Origin of the sequence: Natrinema salifodinae, from assembly GCF_900110455.1 — an archaeon.
Classification (GTDB): Archaea; Halobacteriota; Halobacteria; order Halobacteriales; family Natrialbaceae; genus Natrinema; species Natrinema salifodinae.
The window spans coordinates 164,441-180,498 of sequence record NZ_FOIS01000005.1; the positions used below are offsets into that span (position 1 = coordinate 164,441).

Sequence of the window (16,058 nt, forward strand, 5' to 3'; positions counted from 1 at the left end):
CGTCGCTCCGTTGCCGTCCCTGAAGCCGTTACGAGAGCCCGCCAAGACTCCGTCCGGGTACCCCCTGTCGACCGACAGCGAGCGCTCGACCGCTCACTCGTCTCGGCCGACGACCGAATTACGGAGCGTTCCGACGCCCTCGTACGTGATTTCGACGGTGTCACCGGGTTCGATGAGTCCGGGATTCGCGGGACTCCCGAACGCGACGACGTCGCCTGGTCGGAACGTGAATCGCTTCGAGAGATACGAGATGATTTCGTACGGATCGAACAGCATCAGTTCGGTGTTCGCGTCCTGTCGTCGCTCGTCGTTCACGTCGGTCCACATGTCGATGTCGGTCGGATCGACGTCGGTCTCGATCCACGGGCCGAGCGGCCCGGAGCCGTCGAAGGCTTTCCGTGCGGTTCGGCCCTGTTGGTCGAGCGCGTCCACGTCGTTCATAATCGTGTAGCCGCGAACGACCGCCGGGACCTCGTCTTCGGAGACGTCGTGACAGGGTTCGTCGATGACGGCCGCGAGTTCCCCGGCGTAGGTCAGTTCGTCCGTGAATGCGGGAGAGATGATCGGTTCCTCGTGTGCCAGGAGCGATGCGGGCGGTTTGATGAAGAAGTCGGGTTCTTCGGGCCGTTCGTACTCCATCTGGTCCAACGTCGCCGCGTAGTTGCGCCCGACGCAATACAGCGCCGAGGGATCACAGGGCGGAAGGAAGTCGCCGTCGGCGCTCACCTCGTAGGTGCCATCATCGGTCCGCACGATACCGTCTTCGTACCGTCCAGTAACCGGTCCGTCGGAAGTCGCGATCCGTGCGAGTCGCATATCGGGTGTGACGAGTCCAAGAGGGTAGGTTTACCGGTTCGATTTCGGAGATGTTCGCCGACGATGACACACGGACACGAATGCGCGAGCGGCGAGCCGTGATCGCGATCCGGAACGCGAGCGATCGCGCGCCGTCAGCGGTACGCCGTTCCGAACGTCGGCTAGCCACGAAATCCTATATCGAAAGTGTTCTCGAATATGCAGACCCGTTAGCTATGAGAGTTGGGATCTTTCCCTATACATATCCACAAGCCTAACTAGTTAGTATAATCGGTTGAGCTTAGCATCTAGGCGATGCTTACAGCCCATCTCCGTGACCCTTCGAAGAAGAGAGATTCTAACTGAGAAGTCGTTCAGGTTGGGAAATTCAGTTAGGTTGATTAGTTAGTCTAACCAGTGAAGACGGAGGATAACGTGATAGGGAGCCGATCTCTCGAAGTAGTCTTTCCCATCAGCCTAACTCATCGGACTAACCGAGTAAAGGGATGATGAGTGGTCGCTCTGATCGGCATCGTCTAGTTAGGCTAGTTTGAGGAACGAGCAGGTCAGAGAGTGAGTTTGGCATGTTGCTCGCAGACCTGCTCAGCGAATGCTACGCGGCTGAATTTGATAAATCTTGAGAGCGTGAGCGGAGGGCGACGCCCGTCAGGGTGTTCGCCGTCCGGCTTCACGCAACCGGCTGTTCGCTCCGGGAGATATAAGCAATCCTTCGCTTGTTTGGTGTAAAACGTTCTCATCAAGCAATCTGGCACTGGGCTCATCGGCTGGCTGACAGCGTTTCAGACTCGCCGCCGCCCACGAGAGCGAAGCTCTCGTGCGGCCTATCAGAACGCGACGCGTTCTGAGGACGGCGAAGCCGTCACAGGTCGTTATTGGTGAAAACCTGTCAAGATTAACGCCGACTGGTCTTGGGCGTACGCTGCAATAGGCATGGATTTACCGCTTATTCTCGATATCGCAGTGTTCGGATAACAAGGTACTGATCTAGTAATTAGGGAGGCGGCGTCCTGTTCGATGATTCGAGGTAACGCTATGGCTGCTTCAGAGGGATTGGCCTCTGTATCGACCGAAACGTAATCGAATTCTTGATCGGCATCTTGTCGCATTTTCTTCTTCAGTCGTAATTTCGAGTCCGATGTTGTGAGTTTGCCCACGGGATCATCGGCCCTGAAAGCGGACGGCCTATACCGATAATTGCCGTGTTCTCATTCCCCAGAGCTAACTAAACACCCGGCAAAAGGCGTTCCTGCTCTACCGCTGTAATAATTTTTCCGCCGGTTCATGTGCACAGGTATCACGTAACACGGGGAGTTATGAAGGTTTAGATGTATTATAACCCGCCATATAGCGGAGAATATTGCCACGGGGTGGGGAAATATATTCTACGACAGTTGTTATCACACCGGGTATAATGCTCTTCCCGCGCTTGTTCAAACAGTCAGTCGCACGAACTCCAGATCGAGTCGCAGTCGTCAATCTCGGTACTAACGAAACATTCACCTACCGGGAATTAGCAGAGGCGGTTTACTCAGTCGCGAATGGACTTGAAGAGCGGGGCATCGAACCGGGTGATAGACTCACGATCTGTATGGGGAACCGTCCAGAGCACGTCATCACATTTCTCGCAACGCAACTGATCGGTGCTGTCGCGGTTCCGTTTAACTTTCGTGTCTCGGCAGACGGCGTGACGTACCATGTCAACAATTCAAAGTCAAAGCTACTGCTGTACGATACCTTCTCGAAGGATGCAGTCGAAACAGCAGCGGGTGATCTTGACGTTCCGCTGATCTATGTGGGAGACGATCCAGCGGACAGAGGGACCTCGTTTGAATCGCTGCTCGACGTGAGTTCCACCGAACCGCCGATTCAGGTCACGGAAGACGATCCGAGCGTGATGCTGTATAGCTCCGGAACGACTGGCGATCCAAAGGGAATTCCGCTCGATCATCGAGCAACGACTGCTCGAACGCTTGTGAATGCAATGGGGCAGCGATACTACCTCGGCGAGACCATCCTCGGAGTTATGCCGCTGTATCACACGGTCGGGCTACATGGTGTTCTCTGTGACGTCCTGGGGATGAGCGGAACATATCTCTGTCAGCCCCAGCTTGATCCCGAACAATGCGTTCGAGCGATTCCCGAATGGGATGTCACTGCGCTCCACGAGGCGCCGACTATCTTCCACCAATACCTCAAGACGGACACAATCGAGGAAGTCGACCTGAGTTCCGTCAGCGCGGTTGGGTTCTCGGGAGCACCGATGAGTAGCAGCGTCTTCGAAGCGGTCATCGACGTGTTCGAGCCGGATCACGTCGCGAATCTCTACGGGACGACGGAGGCGTACGGTACGCTCGCGTACGAGGCCCTCGAGAAGGGAGACGATCCGACGACGGCAGGCCCGGCGAACGTGTTCTTCGAAACGCGTATCGTCGACGTCAGTGCGATCGATCCGGATGCAACAGTCGATCCGGGTATTGAAGGCGAACTCATTGTGAACACGGAGTCGCCAGTTGCGTTCGACGGCTACTGGAACAAACCGGAGCAGACGGAAGCAGTCATTCAGGACGGGTGGTTCTTTACCGGTGACGCAGCGTACGAGACCGACGAAAGGAACATCGTTATCACGGGACGGACAGATGATATGATTATTAGCGGAGGCGAAAATATTCATCCGGCAAACGTGGAGGATGTGTTAGCCTCCCATCCCAAGATCACTGATGTAGGCATTGTCGGTGTGCCCGATGAGGAGTGGGGAGAAAAGGTGAAAGCATACATCGTCTCGGACGGGCTCTCGGCCAACAAGTTAGATCAGTGGTGTTTGGAGAACGACGAACTACCGAATTTCAAACGCCCTCGAGTGTACGAATTCGTCTCGGAACTGCCGCGTAATCCAAGCGGGAAAATCATGCGGTATAAGCTCCAGAATCAAGAGTGATCTCATCCTAAGTTTCGATCGAGAACACGTCGAATGGTAGGCGCGTATCATTCAAGATAGCACCGTCAGTCATGGCAAAGCATCAGCCATCGAAGAGACAGCTCTATCGCGCCGCAATGCTTGTTTGAACATGTCGGACTCCTAGCTCGGCTCTCGTCGCTGTAGTAGCGTCTGAATGTCATCGGAAGCCCATATCAATTACAATCGTATGGTTGTAATAATAAGGGTGGAAAGCTGTCCGATTTGGTCGAACAGAAACAAGAGGGAGAAGATTTCAGGGGATGCAAACAACTAGCAGAGATAGATGGCGAGTAGAACTGTCCGAAATAGCCGAACAGTTTATTGTGATTGCTATTGATCTGCACACCATGAGTCAAGGTAGACCACCGCTGCGAACCATTCAACGAACGTTCGCCGTGCTAGATGTCCTCTGGACCGTCGACGGTGCCGGACCGACGGAAGTAGCCGAGCAGATGGATCTCCCGAAGAGTACCGTGTATGAATACCTTCGAGCCTTAGCATCCACAGGATACGTCGTCCAAGCAGACGGTAAGTACAGAATTAGCTATAAATTCCTCTCAATGGGTGGACGAATGCGACAACGGAATCGCCTCTTTCAGATCGCCAAGCCGGAACTGCGAAAAGTAGCTATGGAAACAGGTGAACTCGTGAATCTCAATATCGAAGAACGATCGAAATCGATAATCGTCCATCAGGAAGAAGGAGATCAGTCCTTGAATCTCGGAACGTATCCAGGGATGGAGACGCCGCTGCATTCCCATGCAGCGGGGAAAGTCCTCCTGGCACACCTCCCCGAAGACGTTCTCGAACGAATACTTGATGGGCACCTCGAACAGGTCACGGACGAGACGATCACTGATCCGGCGACGCTACGGACTGAATTGGATCAGATACGCGATCAGGGATACGCCGTCGATTGGGATCAACAGGTCCCCGGAATGGGCGTCGTCTCAGTACCTATTTTGATCGACGGACGATTATTCGGATCTATCGGCGTCGTTTGCCCGACGGGACGACTCGAAGATACGTCGTATCAGAACGACCTGGTGCGGAAGATACGAGAAACAGCGAACACCATCACTGTGAACTATAAGTATGGTAACTGATATGTGACGATAATTATTTTACGGTGGGGACGAATAGTTATTCTGTATGCCCAAGCTTACGAGCGATCAGTTTACCAAGCGGCTCAGCCGCCAAACCGAAAAGGAAGCCGACCGGCTCGCTGAAACTGTCTATACCCCGGATATGAGAATGGAAGGTCAGAGTCTGATTCGGATGTTGCAGTCATTCATGTGGAACGAATTCTACTTCGGGATGTATCCGCCGGCGAAGCAGATGAACCGACTCTATGAACTGAACGATGGCGATGTAACTGCAGATATTGATATTGTCGTCGAGCTCGCGAATATGGCTCGGGACGAACTCAAACATGCCAAGTTGTTCTCGAACCGAATCGAAGAGCTCGGTGGTGAACCCGATCTACGCAAGTACGAACCGACGGATGAACAGGTCGAAATGTTTCACACAGTGTACGACCACGAGAACCCGGTCTTGCTCGCCGCGTGTCAGCAGGTCGGTATCGAACGGTTCGTCCCGAAGCTGTTCCAAGCTCTCGTCGACAACGATGTCGTCGACGATCGGACGAAAGAAGTATTACACTCAGCGGACCTCGACGAACCGAACCACCTCAACGTCGGTCGGAAAATTCTTCTCCGATACGCGACCAACGAGGAGATTCAACAGCGAGTAATGGAAGTCAATCGTGCCGCCTGTAAGAGTATGTACGACCTCTATGGTGTCGAATACGAACGCAACGCGGATGAGTTGAAGGAGTCAATCGCATAATATGACCACACAAGACACGCCGAGCAACGAAACTGAAGAACGGCAGCCGACGATTGATCCCAAGTCTCCGCCAGAAGTCAATCTGGAGGGCCTCGAGGACTGTTCCTCCGCTGGCCTCACCAAACTTGAGGATCTAGACGTAATCAAGCTCGAAACCGAACAGCGAAACGGTGAAGACATCGTGACGCAGATACAGATCAATGTACAATATCTGGAAACGATGGGTACGGAGTTCCACGTCGTTGAACGCCGGTATGGAGACAGATGGGAACTAGGCAGTTGGGATCCGGATATTCGTGTACTCCGATAAATAGTCTTGATCAAAACGGATTGCGTAGAGAATGACATATGGTCAGACTCAGCGAGTATCAGGACTCCACAGCGACTAAAACACATGTGAAAGTTTGACCATGCCGCCCGCAGACCTGTTCAGTGGGTGCTACGCGGCGGAATTTGATGAATCTTGGAGCGTGAGCGGACGGCGATGCCCGTTAGGGTGTTCGCTCCGGGAGTCACAAGCAATTCTGCGCTTGATTAGTGTAAAACGTTCTCATCAAGCAATCTGGCACTGGGTTCATCGGCTGGCTGACAGCGTCTCAGACCCGCCGACGTCTACGAGAGCGAAGTTCTCGTGCGGCCTATCAGAACGCGACGCGTTCTGAGGACGGCGAAGCCGCCACAGACCGCTATTGGTAAAATAGCTGTCAAGGTTAACGGCGACTGATCTTGGGCGTACGCTGCAATAGACATGGACTCACGGCGTATTCTCGATGTCGCAGTGTTCGGATAACGAGGTACCAATCCAGCTGCTACGTTCCTGCACAAATTGGCCGAAAAACACGACCTCTCCGACACAGTGATTCTTGTCGATGGCGACGGCTATCTGACTGCCCTCTCTTGAGTAGGGTTGAGCGGTCAGCTCGACTATATCGACCGATACCGCATCGAAAAATGGTTTCTCACCCTCAAAGTGCGGATTGATCGCTTCCATACTTTGTGGGTCAGTAGTTGGGTGAGCGTCAGAGGGTGACTTGAACAGTTAGTACATTATTATAGCACAGTGACCGCACCAATCACTGACGGACAGACGCCAGCGAAGGCGCTAAACCAGACAGTGACCTCTAATCAGAATTCACAGATAGGACAACTATTTAGCCTAACCGTCTGACCTAGTTCTCTAGGGCAACTCGTTCGGCGTAATGGATGGGTCAGTACCTCTGAAGCCCGAACCTCGCTTCTGACCAAGATGGGGAAATAAGACATATTGGTTAGGCCAACTAGTTTGCATAACCAGTTAGGGTACCAAAACAGCCCCATTCGACCGGACCGGTCCCTGAAGAAAGCTGACCACAATCTGCTACTTTTGACCAACAATCCGTGTCTGAGTGGTTACGTATATGTGTTTTCGAATGGGTGAACGAAATCAGTCGGTCAATGATAGAAACGATAAAGCGGTCGGTTGTTGACGCAGCTGAGTGTATACGGAGATCCGGCGCCCAAATAGCGTGTAACGGAGAGGTATTGGCGATCGATTTCCCGTTTTGTTTAGATTATCGATCAATTAGGAAACATATCATTGATGGTTCTTCTGATACCCACAGTTGATTTACATTACACGACCCAAGTCTATCACATGACCAATAGAATTCGTTCTGAATCCCGCCGCAATTGACGATTCAATCGGCTTCTGGCAGAGCGAATTCCTCAATTCGGTCTTTGTACTGACTTCGTACCAAAACTTTTATTTGCGTATTCATCACTATTTTTCCTGTCCGTGAATCGGTCGAACGTGCCACGCGCAATTCGATCGGAGTGACAACCTCCACCAACCATGAGCCAACGCTATGCCGCCAGAACAGCGATCGGATCGGCCGATCGCAACGACCGCCAGGAGACGCGACAGCTGAACTCAATCTCGATACCAGACGAGACCGGCTTCACGAAGGCGACGCTCGACCGCCGAGGTGTGACCCACCGATGAGCGTCGTCGAACGACTCTTCCCGGGTGCGGATGAGGATACGGGTCGATTCGTCGTCGTCACGGCAGCGCTCGCCGCGCTCAACGGATTGCTCTTCGGCTTCGATACCGGCGTCATCTCCGGTGCGATGCTCTACATCCGGGATACGTTCGACTTGACCGCGCTGTTCGGCTACCCCCTCGCCAGCTCGACCGTCGAAGGGTTGATCGTCAGCGGTGCGATGGCCGGTGCGATCGTCGGCGCGGCGCTGGGCGGTCGCCTGGCCGACCGACTCGGACGGCGTCGCCTCATTCTGGTCGGGGCCGTCATCTTCTTCGCGGGATCGCTCCTCATGACGATCGCGCCGACCGTCGAGATCCTGATCGTCGGGCGCGTCCTCGACGGACTCGGAATCGGCTTCGCGTCGGTCGTCGGACCGCTGTACATCTCCGAGATCGCGCCGCCGAAGATCCGGGGGTCGCTCGTGACGTTCAATCAGATCATGATCACGGGCGGCATCTTCGTCTCGTATCTCACCAACTACGCCCTGGCGAGCCTGATCGTCGACGCCGAACTCTCGTGGCGTCTCATGCTCGGGGTCGGGATGGTTCCCGCGCTCGTCTTGCTCGTCGGGATCCACTTCCTGCCGGAGAGCCCCCGCTGGCTCGTCGAGCGGGATCGAGAGCAACGGGCGCGCTCCGTGCTCGGTCGGATCAGGAACGGTACTGACATCGACGCGGAGGTTCGAGAGATCAAGCGCGTGGCGGCGATCGAAGAGGACGGCTTCAGGGAGCTACTCAAGCCCTGGATCCGTCCCGTAATGATCGTCGGCCTCGGGCTCGCGATCTTCCAGCAAGCGACGGGTATCAACGCGGTCGTCTACTACGCGCCGACGATTCTGGAAGCGTCCGGGTACAGCGACACCGCCGCGATCTTCGGCACGATCGGCGTCGGCGCCATCAACGTGGGCCTGTCGATCGTCGCGGCCCTCCTGCTCGACCGCGTCGGCCGCCGCCCGCTGTTGCTCGTCGGCCTGGTCGGAATGTTCGTGACGCTGGCCGTCCTCGGCGGCGCTTACTACCTCCCCGGGATGTCGGGACTGATCGGCCCGATCGCGGTCGCGAGCCTGATGCTGTTCGTCGCCGGCCACGCTCTCAGCCTCGGGCCGGTGTTCTGGCTGCTCATCTCCGAGATCTACCCGCTCAACGTCCGCGGTGCGGCGATGGGCGTCGTCACGCTCGTCCTTTGGCTCTCGAACTTCCTCGTCGCGCAGCTCTTTCCCTCGCTGTTCGAAATCGGTCCCACGGTCGCCTTCTGGTCGTTCGCCGGGGTGACGGCCGCGGCGTTCGCGTTCGCGTACGTCTTCGTACCGGAAACGAAGGGACGGAGCTTAGAGGAGATCGAGGCCGATCTGCGCGAGACGGCGGTGACCGGCGACGAGCTGTCGATCGCCGACCGCGCCGATCGAGCGGACGACTAACCGCTCCTCGCGAACACAGCCGGGCCACACCGGCTCCCGAACTCGAACGAGGAGAACGACGGCTTCGCGGTCTCTCGACTGCTGTCTTAGAACGATTGTCGCCCGTCCCCGTCGATCGAGTATTCCGGTCCCCATTGCAGTGAGTAGCCACACACTGGTCGTCCGAAGCGCCGCAACGGACGACGGTTTCGCGTCGGCAGCCAGTCTCGCGCCCGCGGTTCAAAATCGCCGCCGCTCGCCGCGAACGACGAGGCGTTTGCGACCGTCAAACGTCGTCGCTCCGACTCCGATTCGCGCTCGGACGACCAGGCGGCGATCGAAAACGGCGCACCCAAATTACAACCATATGAATGTAAATCATCTTGTGAGGATTGAATACGATCACAATCCTGCAAAATATTGCGATGGAAACTCCTTTGAGGAGGACGTCAGCGGACGGCTGCGATTCGCCGGCAATCGGGCTGATCGAGCGATCGAATCAACGCGGACGGTCTCGCCGATTTCGCCGCCTCGTCCGTGGAACCGACTCTACTCGTCTCGAGCGGTCGCATTCCTATTGTCGGACCGGCGCCGCCGAACGCCGTTTGAAGCTCGCAAACGGACTGAGATCAGGAGAACTTCGCATTGATCTCGATGACGTTCGCGGAACGGGTGACCATGTCCGGAAGCTCCTCGCGGTACCGATCACCGGTCATCCGGCGCGAGGGGCCGGAGATGCTCACCGCGCCGAGGACCTCGTCCTCGCCGGCCATCACCGGCGCAGCGACACACCGCAGCCCCTCGATCTTCTCCTCGTCGTCGAACGCGTAGCCGCGCTCGCGGATCGTCTCGAGGTCGTCGAAGAGGTCGTCTCGGGTGGTGATTGTCTGCGCCGTATAGGCCGGTAACCCGTGCCGATCGACGATCTCCTCGATGCGATCGCGCGGGTAGTGGGCCAGGATCGCCTTTCCGAGCGAGATACAGTGGAGGTACTCCCGCTTCCCGACCGTCGAGGCCGTCTGGACGGCTCGATCGCCGCCCTGTTTGTAGAGGTACACCGCTCGGCCGTGTTCCTCCGTTGCGAACTGCACGAGCTCGTCACACGTCGCGGCCAGGTCGTCTAGTTCGTCGGTCACGACGTCGTAGATTCCCAGCCGATCTTTTACCCTCTCGCCGAGTTCGAGGTACCGGAGACCGAGCCGGTACTCCTCGTCGTCCTTAATGACGTGTTCGTCCTCGAGCAGCGTCGCCAGGTGGCAGTGGACCGTCCCCTTCGACCGGCCGAGTTCGTTCGCGATCTCGGTAACGCGAGCGCGCTCGTGTTCGTGCAGGTAATCGATGATCTCGAGCGTAATGCCCACCGCCTGAATCGTCCGCGGCTTCGTCGTTTCCGCCATGAGTGAGATGAGCATATGCAAGCACTAAATTGTTCGTGTGTTTCAAACGGTTTTTGTCCGGATGCAAGAACTATTCGAGGGCCACGGGTACCGGACGAGTTCGATAACACTGCCGTCACTGACGCCCGTTCTCGGGCGCCTGCCCGGCGGTTGTCGTCGCGAGATCGCCTATAGATCGAACGAGACGACCGACTTCAACGTCTCGGGCGAGTTGGCGAACGCCGCTTCGATCTCGTCGAGCCCGTAGATCCCGGTTACGAGGTCGTCCAATACTGATTTCGGCACGTCGCCGAGCCATTCGGCTGCCGCCTCGAAGTGGGATCGGCGAGAGTTGACGACGCCGAGCAACGCCTTGTTGGTGACGACGAGTTCGGAGTGGAACGCGCCGCAATCGACGGCGAACGAGTCGGACTCCTCGGGGATGCCCTGCACGGTCGCGACGCCGTTCGGGGCCAGCGCACGAACTGCGTCGACGGCGTGTTTCGGGTACCCGGTCGTCTCGAAGACGTAATCGGCCGGCGCATGCGTATCGGCGAAGTCGGCGACCGGCGTCTCGCGCGAGTCGACGTACGTGGCGCCGACCGCTTCGATGAAATCGATCGTCGGATCGGGGCGATCACGCCTCCCGAGGCAGTACGTCCGGGCGAACTCGTCGCCCGTCGCTAAGCGAGCGAGCGCGAGCAGTCCGAGGTTCCCGTTTCCCAGTACGAACGCGCGCTCGGGTCGCCAGGCGAACGCCGAGCGCGCCGCGAACGCCTGCTCGAGCGATTTTTCGAGCAGGCTCGCCGGTTCGACGAAGAACCCGTATTCGGCGCGAGAGTCGGGAACGGAGGCGAGGTGCTCCGGGTTAGCCGTGAAGTACTCCGCCATGTAGCCGTGGGCCCCCGTGATCCCGCACTCGTGGAACGTCCCCGGTGGCGCCACGTCGAGTTCGCCGTTCTCGGCGAACCGCGACCCCGCATCGACCGGCCGGCGAACCAACGGAGCGACGACCTCACCTTCCGCCAGGCCGGTTCCGTTCGCGTCCGCGACCACGCCGACCGCCTCGTGTCCCAGAACGAGATGGTCCGCACCGGCCGGAACGTCGCCGCCGATCTCGCCGGCCACGATCCGTCTGTCCGAACCGTCGATGCCTACCGCTAGCGTCCGAATCAGCGCTTCACCGTCGTCGGGAGACGGTCTCTCCGTCTCGATGACGCGCAGTTCCGGTCCGTCCGGAACGAGTGCTACGGCTTGCATGTACACTCGACGGTGTCTGACGACTACTATAAATCTGCTCCCGCTCCCGACCGACGACGCTGGTCGAACAGTTCGGTCGCCGCCCATCCAAGGGCCGGAGTCGGTCACGGGCTCTTCGGTACCATCGCGTCGGGAGTAGTGGGCGACGGTGACGTTTGCACGTTTCAAACAGGGCCTTCGAACCCGCACCGGCGACCGCCAACTGCAAGGAGCATAACGTATTTGTGCACGTACCACAACCACTAATCCGTATGTCCGAGCAGCAAGAGCAAGCCGTTTCACCAGCCGTTCGTAGCCGCGTCGACAACTACGTCGGCGGTCAGTGGACGACACCGGCCGCCGAGACGACCCAGTCCGTCGTCGACCCCGCGACCGGAGACGACCTGGCGACGGTCGAATTTTCGTCAGCCGAGACCGTCGACCAGGCCGTCCGGACCGCGAACGACGCGTTCGAAGACTGGCGCCAGACGCCCGTCGTCGAGCGGGTCCAGTACCTGTTCGACCTGAAGACCGAGCTCGAGGACCGGATCGACGAGATCGCGACCGCGCTCTCCCGCGAGCACGGGAAGACCGTCGCGGAGGCCCGCGGAGAGATCCGTCGCGGCATCGAGAACGTCGAGGTCGCCTGCGGGATGCCCAACATGATGCGCGAGGGCAGCGGCAACGTCGAGGACGTCGCCTCGGGAATGGACGAGTACGCCGTCCGGCAGCCGCTGGGCGTCTTCACCGCCATCACGCCGTTCAACTTCCCCGCGATGATCCCGCTGTGGTTCCTCCCGTACGCGGTCGCGACCGGAAACACGTTCATCCTCAAGCCCAGCGAGAAGGTGCCGCTGAGCTCGCAACTGATCTTCGAGGCCGTCGACGCAGTCGACTTCCCGGACGGCGTCGTCAACCTGGTCAACGGCGGCGCTGAAACCGTCAACGCGCTACTCGAACACGACGATATCGAGGGCGTCTCGTTCGTCGGAAGCTCTCCCGTCGCCAAGCACGTCTACGAGACCGCGGCCCAACACGGCAAGCGCGTCCAGGCCCAGGGCGGCGCGAAGAACTACGCCGTCGTCACCGACCAGGCCTCCCTCGAGGACGCGATTCCGAACATCATCGGCTCCGTCTACGGCAACGCCGGCCAGCGGTGTCTCGCCAACGACGTCGTCGTCGGCGTCGGCGACGTCTACGACGACCTCCGCGAGCAGTTGATCGACGCCGCCGAGGACCTGACCGTCGGCGTGGGGGTCGAGGAAGAGACCGACGTCGGGCCGCTGATCACCGACGAGTCGCGCGAGCGCGTCCTCGACCTGATCGAGAACGCCCTCGACGAGGGTGCCGAACTCGTCCTCGACGGCCGGGACTTCGAACATCCCGAGGGCCTGGCCGGCAGTTTCCTCGGGCCGACGCTGCTCGAGGGCGTGACCGCCGATATGGAAATCGCCCAGGAGGAAATCTTCGGGCCGGTGCTCTGTCTCGCCGAGGTCGATGCTCTCGACGAAGCGATCGAGATGGTCAACGCGACCAAGTACGGCAACGCCTCCTCGATCTACACCGAATCGGGCAGCGAGGCCCGCCGGTACAAGTACGCGGTCGACGCCGGGAACATCGGGATCAACGTCGGCGTCTGCGCGCCGATGGGCTTTTTCCACTTCGGCGGCCGGAAGGCCTCGTTCTTCGGCGACCTCCACGCCCAGGGCGAGGACGCGGTCAACTTCTACACCGAGAAAACGATCCAGATCGAACGCTGGTACAGCTAACGCGGCGGACGGCTCCCGGATCGGACGACCGCCGGAGACAAACGGGGAATCGCGTCGGTCGATCGCGCTGCTCTCGATTTTTAGAAGTCGAGTCGGTACCGCCGGTACCGGTAGCGTCGTCGGAGCCGCTTACTCGTCATTCGTCGCTGGCATCGATCCGGCGTGTCGCGCAACCGCGTCTTCGTACCGTTCCTTCGCGGCGCGACTCGAGTCCGCCAGGTAGGCGGTGTCCTTCCCGACGATGAGGAAGTCGAACCCGGCTTCGACGCGGTCCTCGATCAGGTCCTGGGACGCCGTGAACGTTCCGACGGGAGTTCCGTGTCGGTCCCCGGCTCGAACGACGCGATCGATCGCGTCCTGCAGTTCCGGCGCGTCCCACTGGCCGAAGACGCCGAGCACGCCCGAGAGGTCCGCCGGCCCGACGAACAGCGCGTCGATGCCGTCGACCGCGGCGATCTCGTCGACGCTCTCGAGGCCGGCGCGGCTCTCGATCTGGGCGATCGTCACGATCGACCCGTTCGCGTCGGCGACGTACTCGACGAAGTCCATTCCGTACTCCGCGGCGCGGCCGCTCGCGATGCCGCGGATTCCCTCGGGCGGATAGCGAACGGCATCGACGAGTTGCTCGGCCTCGTCGGCCGACTCGATCATCGGGACCATCACGCCGGCGACGCCGATGTCGAGGACGCGTTTGATCCGACTCGGATCGTTTCGCGGCACTCTGATTATCGCCTCGGTCGGTGCCTCCTTCGCGTCGATCGCACGGGAGATGTGCTCGACGGTTTCGAGGCTCATCGTCGTGTGTTCGGTGTCGACGAGCACGAAATCGAACTCGAGGGCGGAACTCACCTCGGCGACGGCCGGATGGCCGATCGAGAGCCAGTTCCCGACCGGATACTCCCCCGCCTCGAGCGTCCGTTTGAAGTGACGGCTCATCGGTCTTCGGTGCGGTGGTCGCGGTAGCGGTTCGGTTCGAGACGTCCCGCGTCGGGACGTCCGCTCCGGCTGCGTGTCGATCGAGGACCGATCGCGGAAGCGATCGGCCTATCGGGTCCAGTTGCTACGGTCGCTGACATGGACGTATCCCGTCATCCCGCTCCGAGAGCTATAAAAATTCGGGTTAGTCGAACTCCGTCCGTCGCGAGAACGTTCCCGGGCCGAATCGTCACCACCGGAAACTATAACACCTATCTTCACAATCGATTTGATGATGCAAGCCGTGATCACCTGTCGCGGAGCGTGGGAACAACGCTCGTACCGCGAACGCGACGGCGCAGTACCGACTCGCAGCCACACAGCCTGACTCAAACCATGTACGACGACTTCGCATCCACGCTCGCGGCGACGATGTGGGCGGACTTCGACGAACAACCGGACCGGGACGGCCCGACGGCCGAGATAACCGACGTCAACTCGATCGTCATCGACGGCAACTTCCCGTGGACGATCGTCACCCTCGAGACCGATCAGGGAGTGACCGGGATCGGCGAGGCCTACCCCTCGCCTGGCGTCCACGAAATTATCACCGACTACCTCCGACCCGTCCTCGTCGGCGAGAACCCGCTGGACGTCGAACGACTGTACTACCTCATGCGCGAGAGCCTCTCGGGACGGGGCTCGCAGTGGGGGGTCGGCACCATCGCGATCAGCGGCATCGAGATCGCGCTCTGGGACGCCGCCGGGAAGATCCTCGACCAGCCCGTCTACCAGCTGCTGGGCGGAAAGCTGCGCGATCAGGTTCGCGTCTACGCCGACTGCCACGCCGGGGAAGCGATGGTCTCCTCGGCCGCGGAGGGCCAGGAAACGGCGACCTACGAACCCGAGGCGTACGCGAAGGCCGCGCGCATGGCCGTCGATGACGGGTTCGACGTGATCAAGTTCGACCTCGACGTCCCCTCCGGGCGGGAGATCGACACCCTCTCGCGGCACTTCGACCCGCCGGAGATCGAACACAAGCGCTCGGTCGTCGAGGCGGTCACCGACGAGATCGGCGACGAGGCCGAGGTCGCGGTCGACCTTCACTGGAACTTCAGCCCCGAGACGGCCGAACGGCTCTGTCAGGCGATCGAACCGTACGATCTCGCCTGGATCGAGGATCCCCTCCCGCCCGAGAACACCGACGCGATGCGCGAACTCAAGCGTCGCGTCGACGTGACGCTGCTGACCGGCGAGAACCGCTACGGCCGCCACGGCTTCCGTGACCTCGTCGAGACCCAGGCGGTCGACTTCCTCGCGCCCGACGTCCCCAAGACCGGCGGGATCGCCGAGACGAAGAAGATCGCCGACCTGGCCGAGGGCTACTACCAGGCGCTCGTTCCACACAACATCGGGAGCCCGGTCGCGACGGTCGCGACCGCCCACGTCGGCGCGACCGTTCCGAACTTCGTCGCCCTCGAGTACCACGCTCGCGAAGTCCCGTGGTGGGACGATCTGGTGGCTCGGGACGAGCCGCTCATCCGGAACGGACGGCTCGAAGTGCCCGACGCGCCAGGCCTCGGCATCGAACTCGACTGGGACGCCGTCGAGGAACACCGGAAACGGTCTTGACGCGGCCCTCCTGCGGTCTCCGTCCCCGCTGACTCTCGTCTCCGCCTCGGTCGATTCACCCTCGAACGGTGATCTCGAGTCGGAACCGAG

At 59.5% G+C, this 16,058-nt stretch carries 11 protein-coding genes and 2 pseudogenes; 9 read left to right on the top strand and 4 right to left on the bottom strand.

The annotated features are described in order from the left end of the window. Positions 1-93 precede the first annotated feature (93 nt). Positions 94-816 carry a fumarylacetoacetate hydrolase family protein gene (locus BMY29_RS18950; protein WP_049989901.1) on the bottom strand — a complete coding sequence of 241 codons (723 nt, stop codon included), beginning with the start codon at positions 814-816 and terminating at the stop codon, positions 94-96. Between the two features lie 563 nt (positions 817-1,379). Between BMY29_RS18950 and BMY29_RS21520 the strand changes: the two are divergent. The 7 genes and pseudogenes from BMY29_RS21520 to BMY29_RS18990 form a co-directional block, all read left to right on the top strand. Next, a pseudogene (locus BMY29_RS21520) lies at positions 1,380-1,785 on the top strand (hypothetical protein); the annotation flags it as partial. A gap of 442 nt (positions 1,786-2,227) precedes the next feature. Further along, positions 2,228-3,751: a class I adenylate-forming enzyme family protein gene (locus BMY29_RS18960; RefSeq protein ID WP_074854856.1), complete on the top strand. Its 1,524-nt coding sequence runs from the start codon at positions 2,228-2,230 to the stop codon at positions 3,749-3,751. Between the two features lie 368 nt (positions 3,752-4,119). Beyond that, positions 4,120-4,878: an IclR family transcriptional regulator gene (locus BMY29_RS18965; RefSeq protein ID WP_074854868.1), complete on the top strand. Its 759-nt coding sequence runs from the start codon at positions 4,120-4,122 to the stop codon at positions 4,876-4,878. 46 nt (positions 4,879-4,924) lie between these two features. After that, positions 4,925-5,620, top strand: coding sequence for a ferritin-like domain-containing protein (locus tag BMY29_RS18970; RefSeq protein ID WP_143067743.1), 696 nt, complete (start codon positions 4,925-4,927; stop codon positions 5,618-5,620). A gap of 1 nt (position 5,621) precedes the next feature. Continuing rightward, entirely contained in the window at positions 5,622-5,930 is a 309-nt protein-coding gene (locus BMY29_RS18975; protein ID WP_049989905.1) for a hypothetical protein, read from the top strand. A gap of 100 nt (positions 5,931-6,030) precedes the next feature. After that, positions 6,031-6,726, top strand: a pseudogene (locus BMY29_RS20460) (IS6 family transposase). A gap of 871 nt (positions 6,727-7,597) precedes the next feature. Further along, entirely contained in the window at positions 7,598-9,058 is a 1,461-nt protein-coding gene (locus tag BMY29_RS18990; RefSeq protein WP_049989907.1) for a sugar porter family MFS transporter, read from the top strand. 608 nt (positions 9,059-9,666) lie between these two features. Here BMY29_RS18990 and BMY29_RS18995 read toward each other — a convergent pair. Then, positions 9,667-10,434 carry an IclR family transcriptional regulator gene (locus tag BMY29_RS18995; protein ID WP_049989988.1) on the bottom strand — a complete coding sequence of 256 codons (768 nt, stop codon included), beginning with the start codon at positions 10,432-10,434 and terminating at the stop codon, positions 9,667-9,669. A 168-nt stretch (positions 10,435-10,602) separates the two neighbouring features. Then, positions 10,603-11,673, bottom strand: a complete 1,071-nt coding sequence (locus tag BMY29_RS19000; RefSeq protein ID WP_049989908.1) for an alcohol dehydrogenase catalytic domain-containing protein — start codon at positions 11,671-11,673, stop codon at positions 10,603-10,605. 251 nt (positions 11,674-11,924) lie between these two features. Here BMY29_RS19000 and BMY29_RS19005 point away from each other — a divergent pair, with 251 nt between their 5' ends. Continuing rightward, positions 11,925-13,421 carry a CoA-acylating methylmalonate-semialdehyde dehydrogenase gene (locus BMY29_RS19005; RefSeq protein ID WP_049989909.1) on the top strand — a complete coding sequence of 499 codons (1,497 nt, stop codon included), beginning with the start codon at positions 11,925-11,927 and terminating at the stop codon, positions 13,419-13,421. Between the two features lie 129 nt (positions 13,422-13,550). On the opposite strand, the gene BMY29_RS19010 is transcribed toward BMY29_RS19005, so the two are convergent. Then, the gene (locus BMY29_RS19010) at positions 13,551-14,357 is read right to left on the bottom strand and encodes an HpcH/HpaI aldolase family protein (protein WP_049989910.1); all 807 of its coding nucleotides are present in this window, start codon (positions 14,355-14,357) and stop codon (positions 13,551-13,553) included. Positions 14,358-14,732: 375 nt separating this feature from the next. Here BMY29_RS19010 and BMY29_RS19015 point away from each other — a divergent pair, with 375 nt between their 5' ends. After that, complete coding sequence (locus BMY29_RS19015; RefSeq protein ID WP_049989911.1) at positions 14,733-15,968, top strand: mandelate racemase/muconate lactonizing enzyme family protein; 1,236 nt, start codon at positions 14,733-14,735, stop codon at positions 15,966-15,968. Positions 15,969-16,058: the final 90 nt, after the last annotated feature.

Coding starts and splice junctions, on each gene's coding strand:
- BMY29_RS18960 (WP_074854856.1), top strand. CDS start 2,228: ATGCTCTTCCCGCGCTTGTTCAAACAGTCAGTCGCACGAACTCCAGAT.
- BMY29_RS18995 (WP_049989988.1), bottom strand. CDS start 10,434: ATGGCGGAAACGACGAAGCCGCGGACGATTCAGGCGGTGGGCATTACG.
- BMY29_RS19010 (WP_049989910.1), bottom strand. CDS start 14,357: ATGAGCCGTCACTTCAAACGGACGCTCGAGGCGGGGGAGTATCCGGTC.
- BMY29_RS18975 (WP_049989905.1), top strand. CDS start 5,622: ATGACCACACAAGACACGCCGAGCAACGAAACTGAAGAACGGCAGCCG.
- BMY29_RS19015 (WP_049989911.1), top strand. CDS start 14,733: ATGTACGACGACTTCGCATCCACGCTCGCGGCGACGATGTGGGCGGAC.
- BMY29_RS18990 (WP_049989907.1), top strand. CDS start 7,598: ATGAGCGTCGTCGAACGACTCTTCCCGGGTGCGGATGAGGATACGGGT.
- BMY29_RS18950 (WP_049989901.1), bottom strand. CDS start 816: ATGCGACTCGCACGGATCGCGACTTCCGACGGACCGGTTACTGGACGG.
- BMY29_RS19005 (WP_049989909.1), top strand. CDS start 11,925: ATGTCCGAGCAGCAAGAGCAAGCCGTTTCACCAGCCGTTCGTAGCCGC.
- BMY29_RS18965 (WP_074854868.1), top strand. CDS start 4,120: ATGAGTCAAGGTAGACCACCGCTGCGAACCATTCAACGAACGTTCGCC.
- BMY29_RS18970 (WP_143067743.1), top strand. CDS start 4,925: ATGCCCAAGCTTACGAGCGATCAGTTTACCAAGCGGCTCAGCCGCCAA.
- BMY29_RS19000 (WP_049989908.1), bottom strand. CDS start 11,673: ATGCAAGCCGTAGCACTCGTTCCGGACGGACCGGAACTGCGCGTCATC.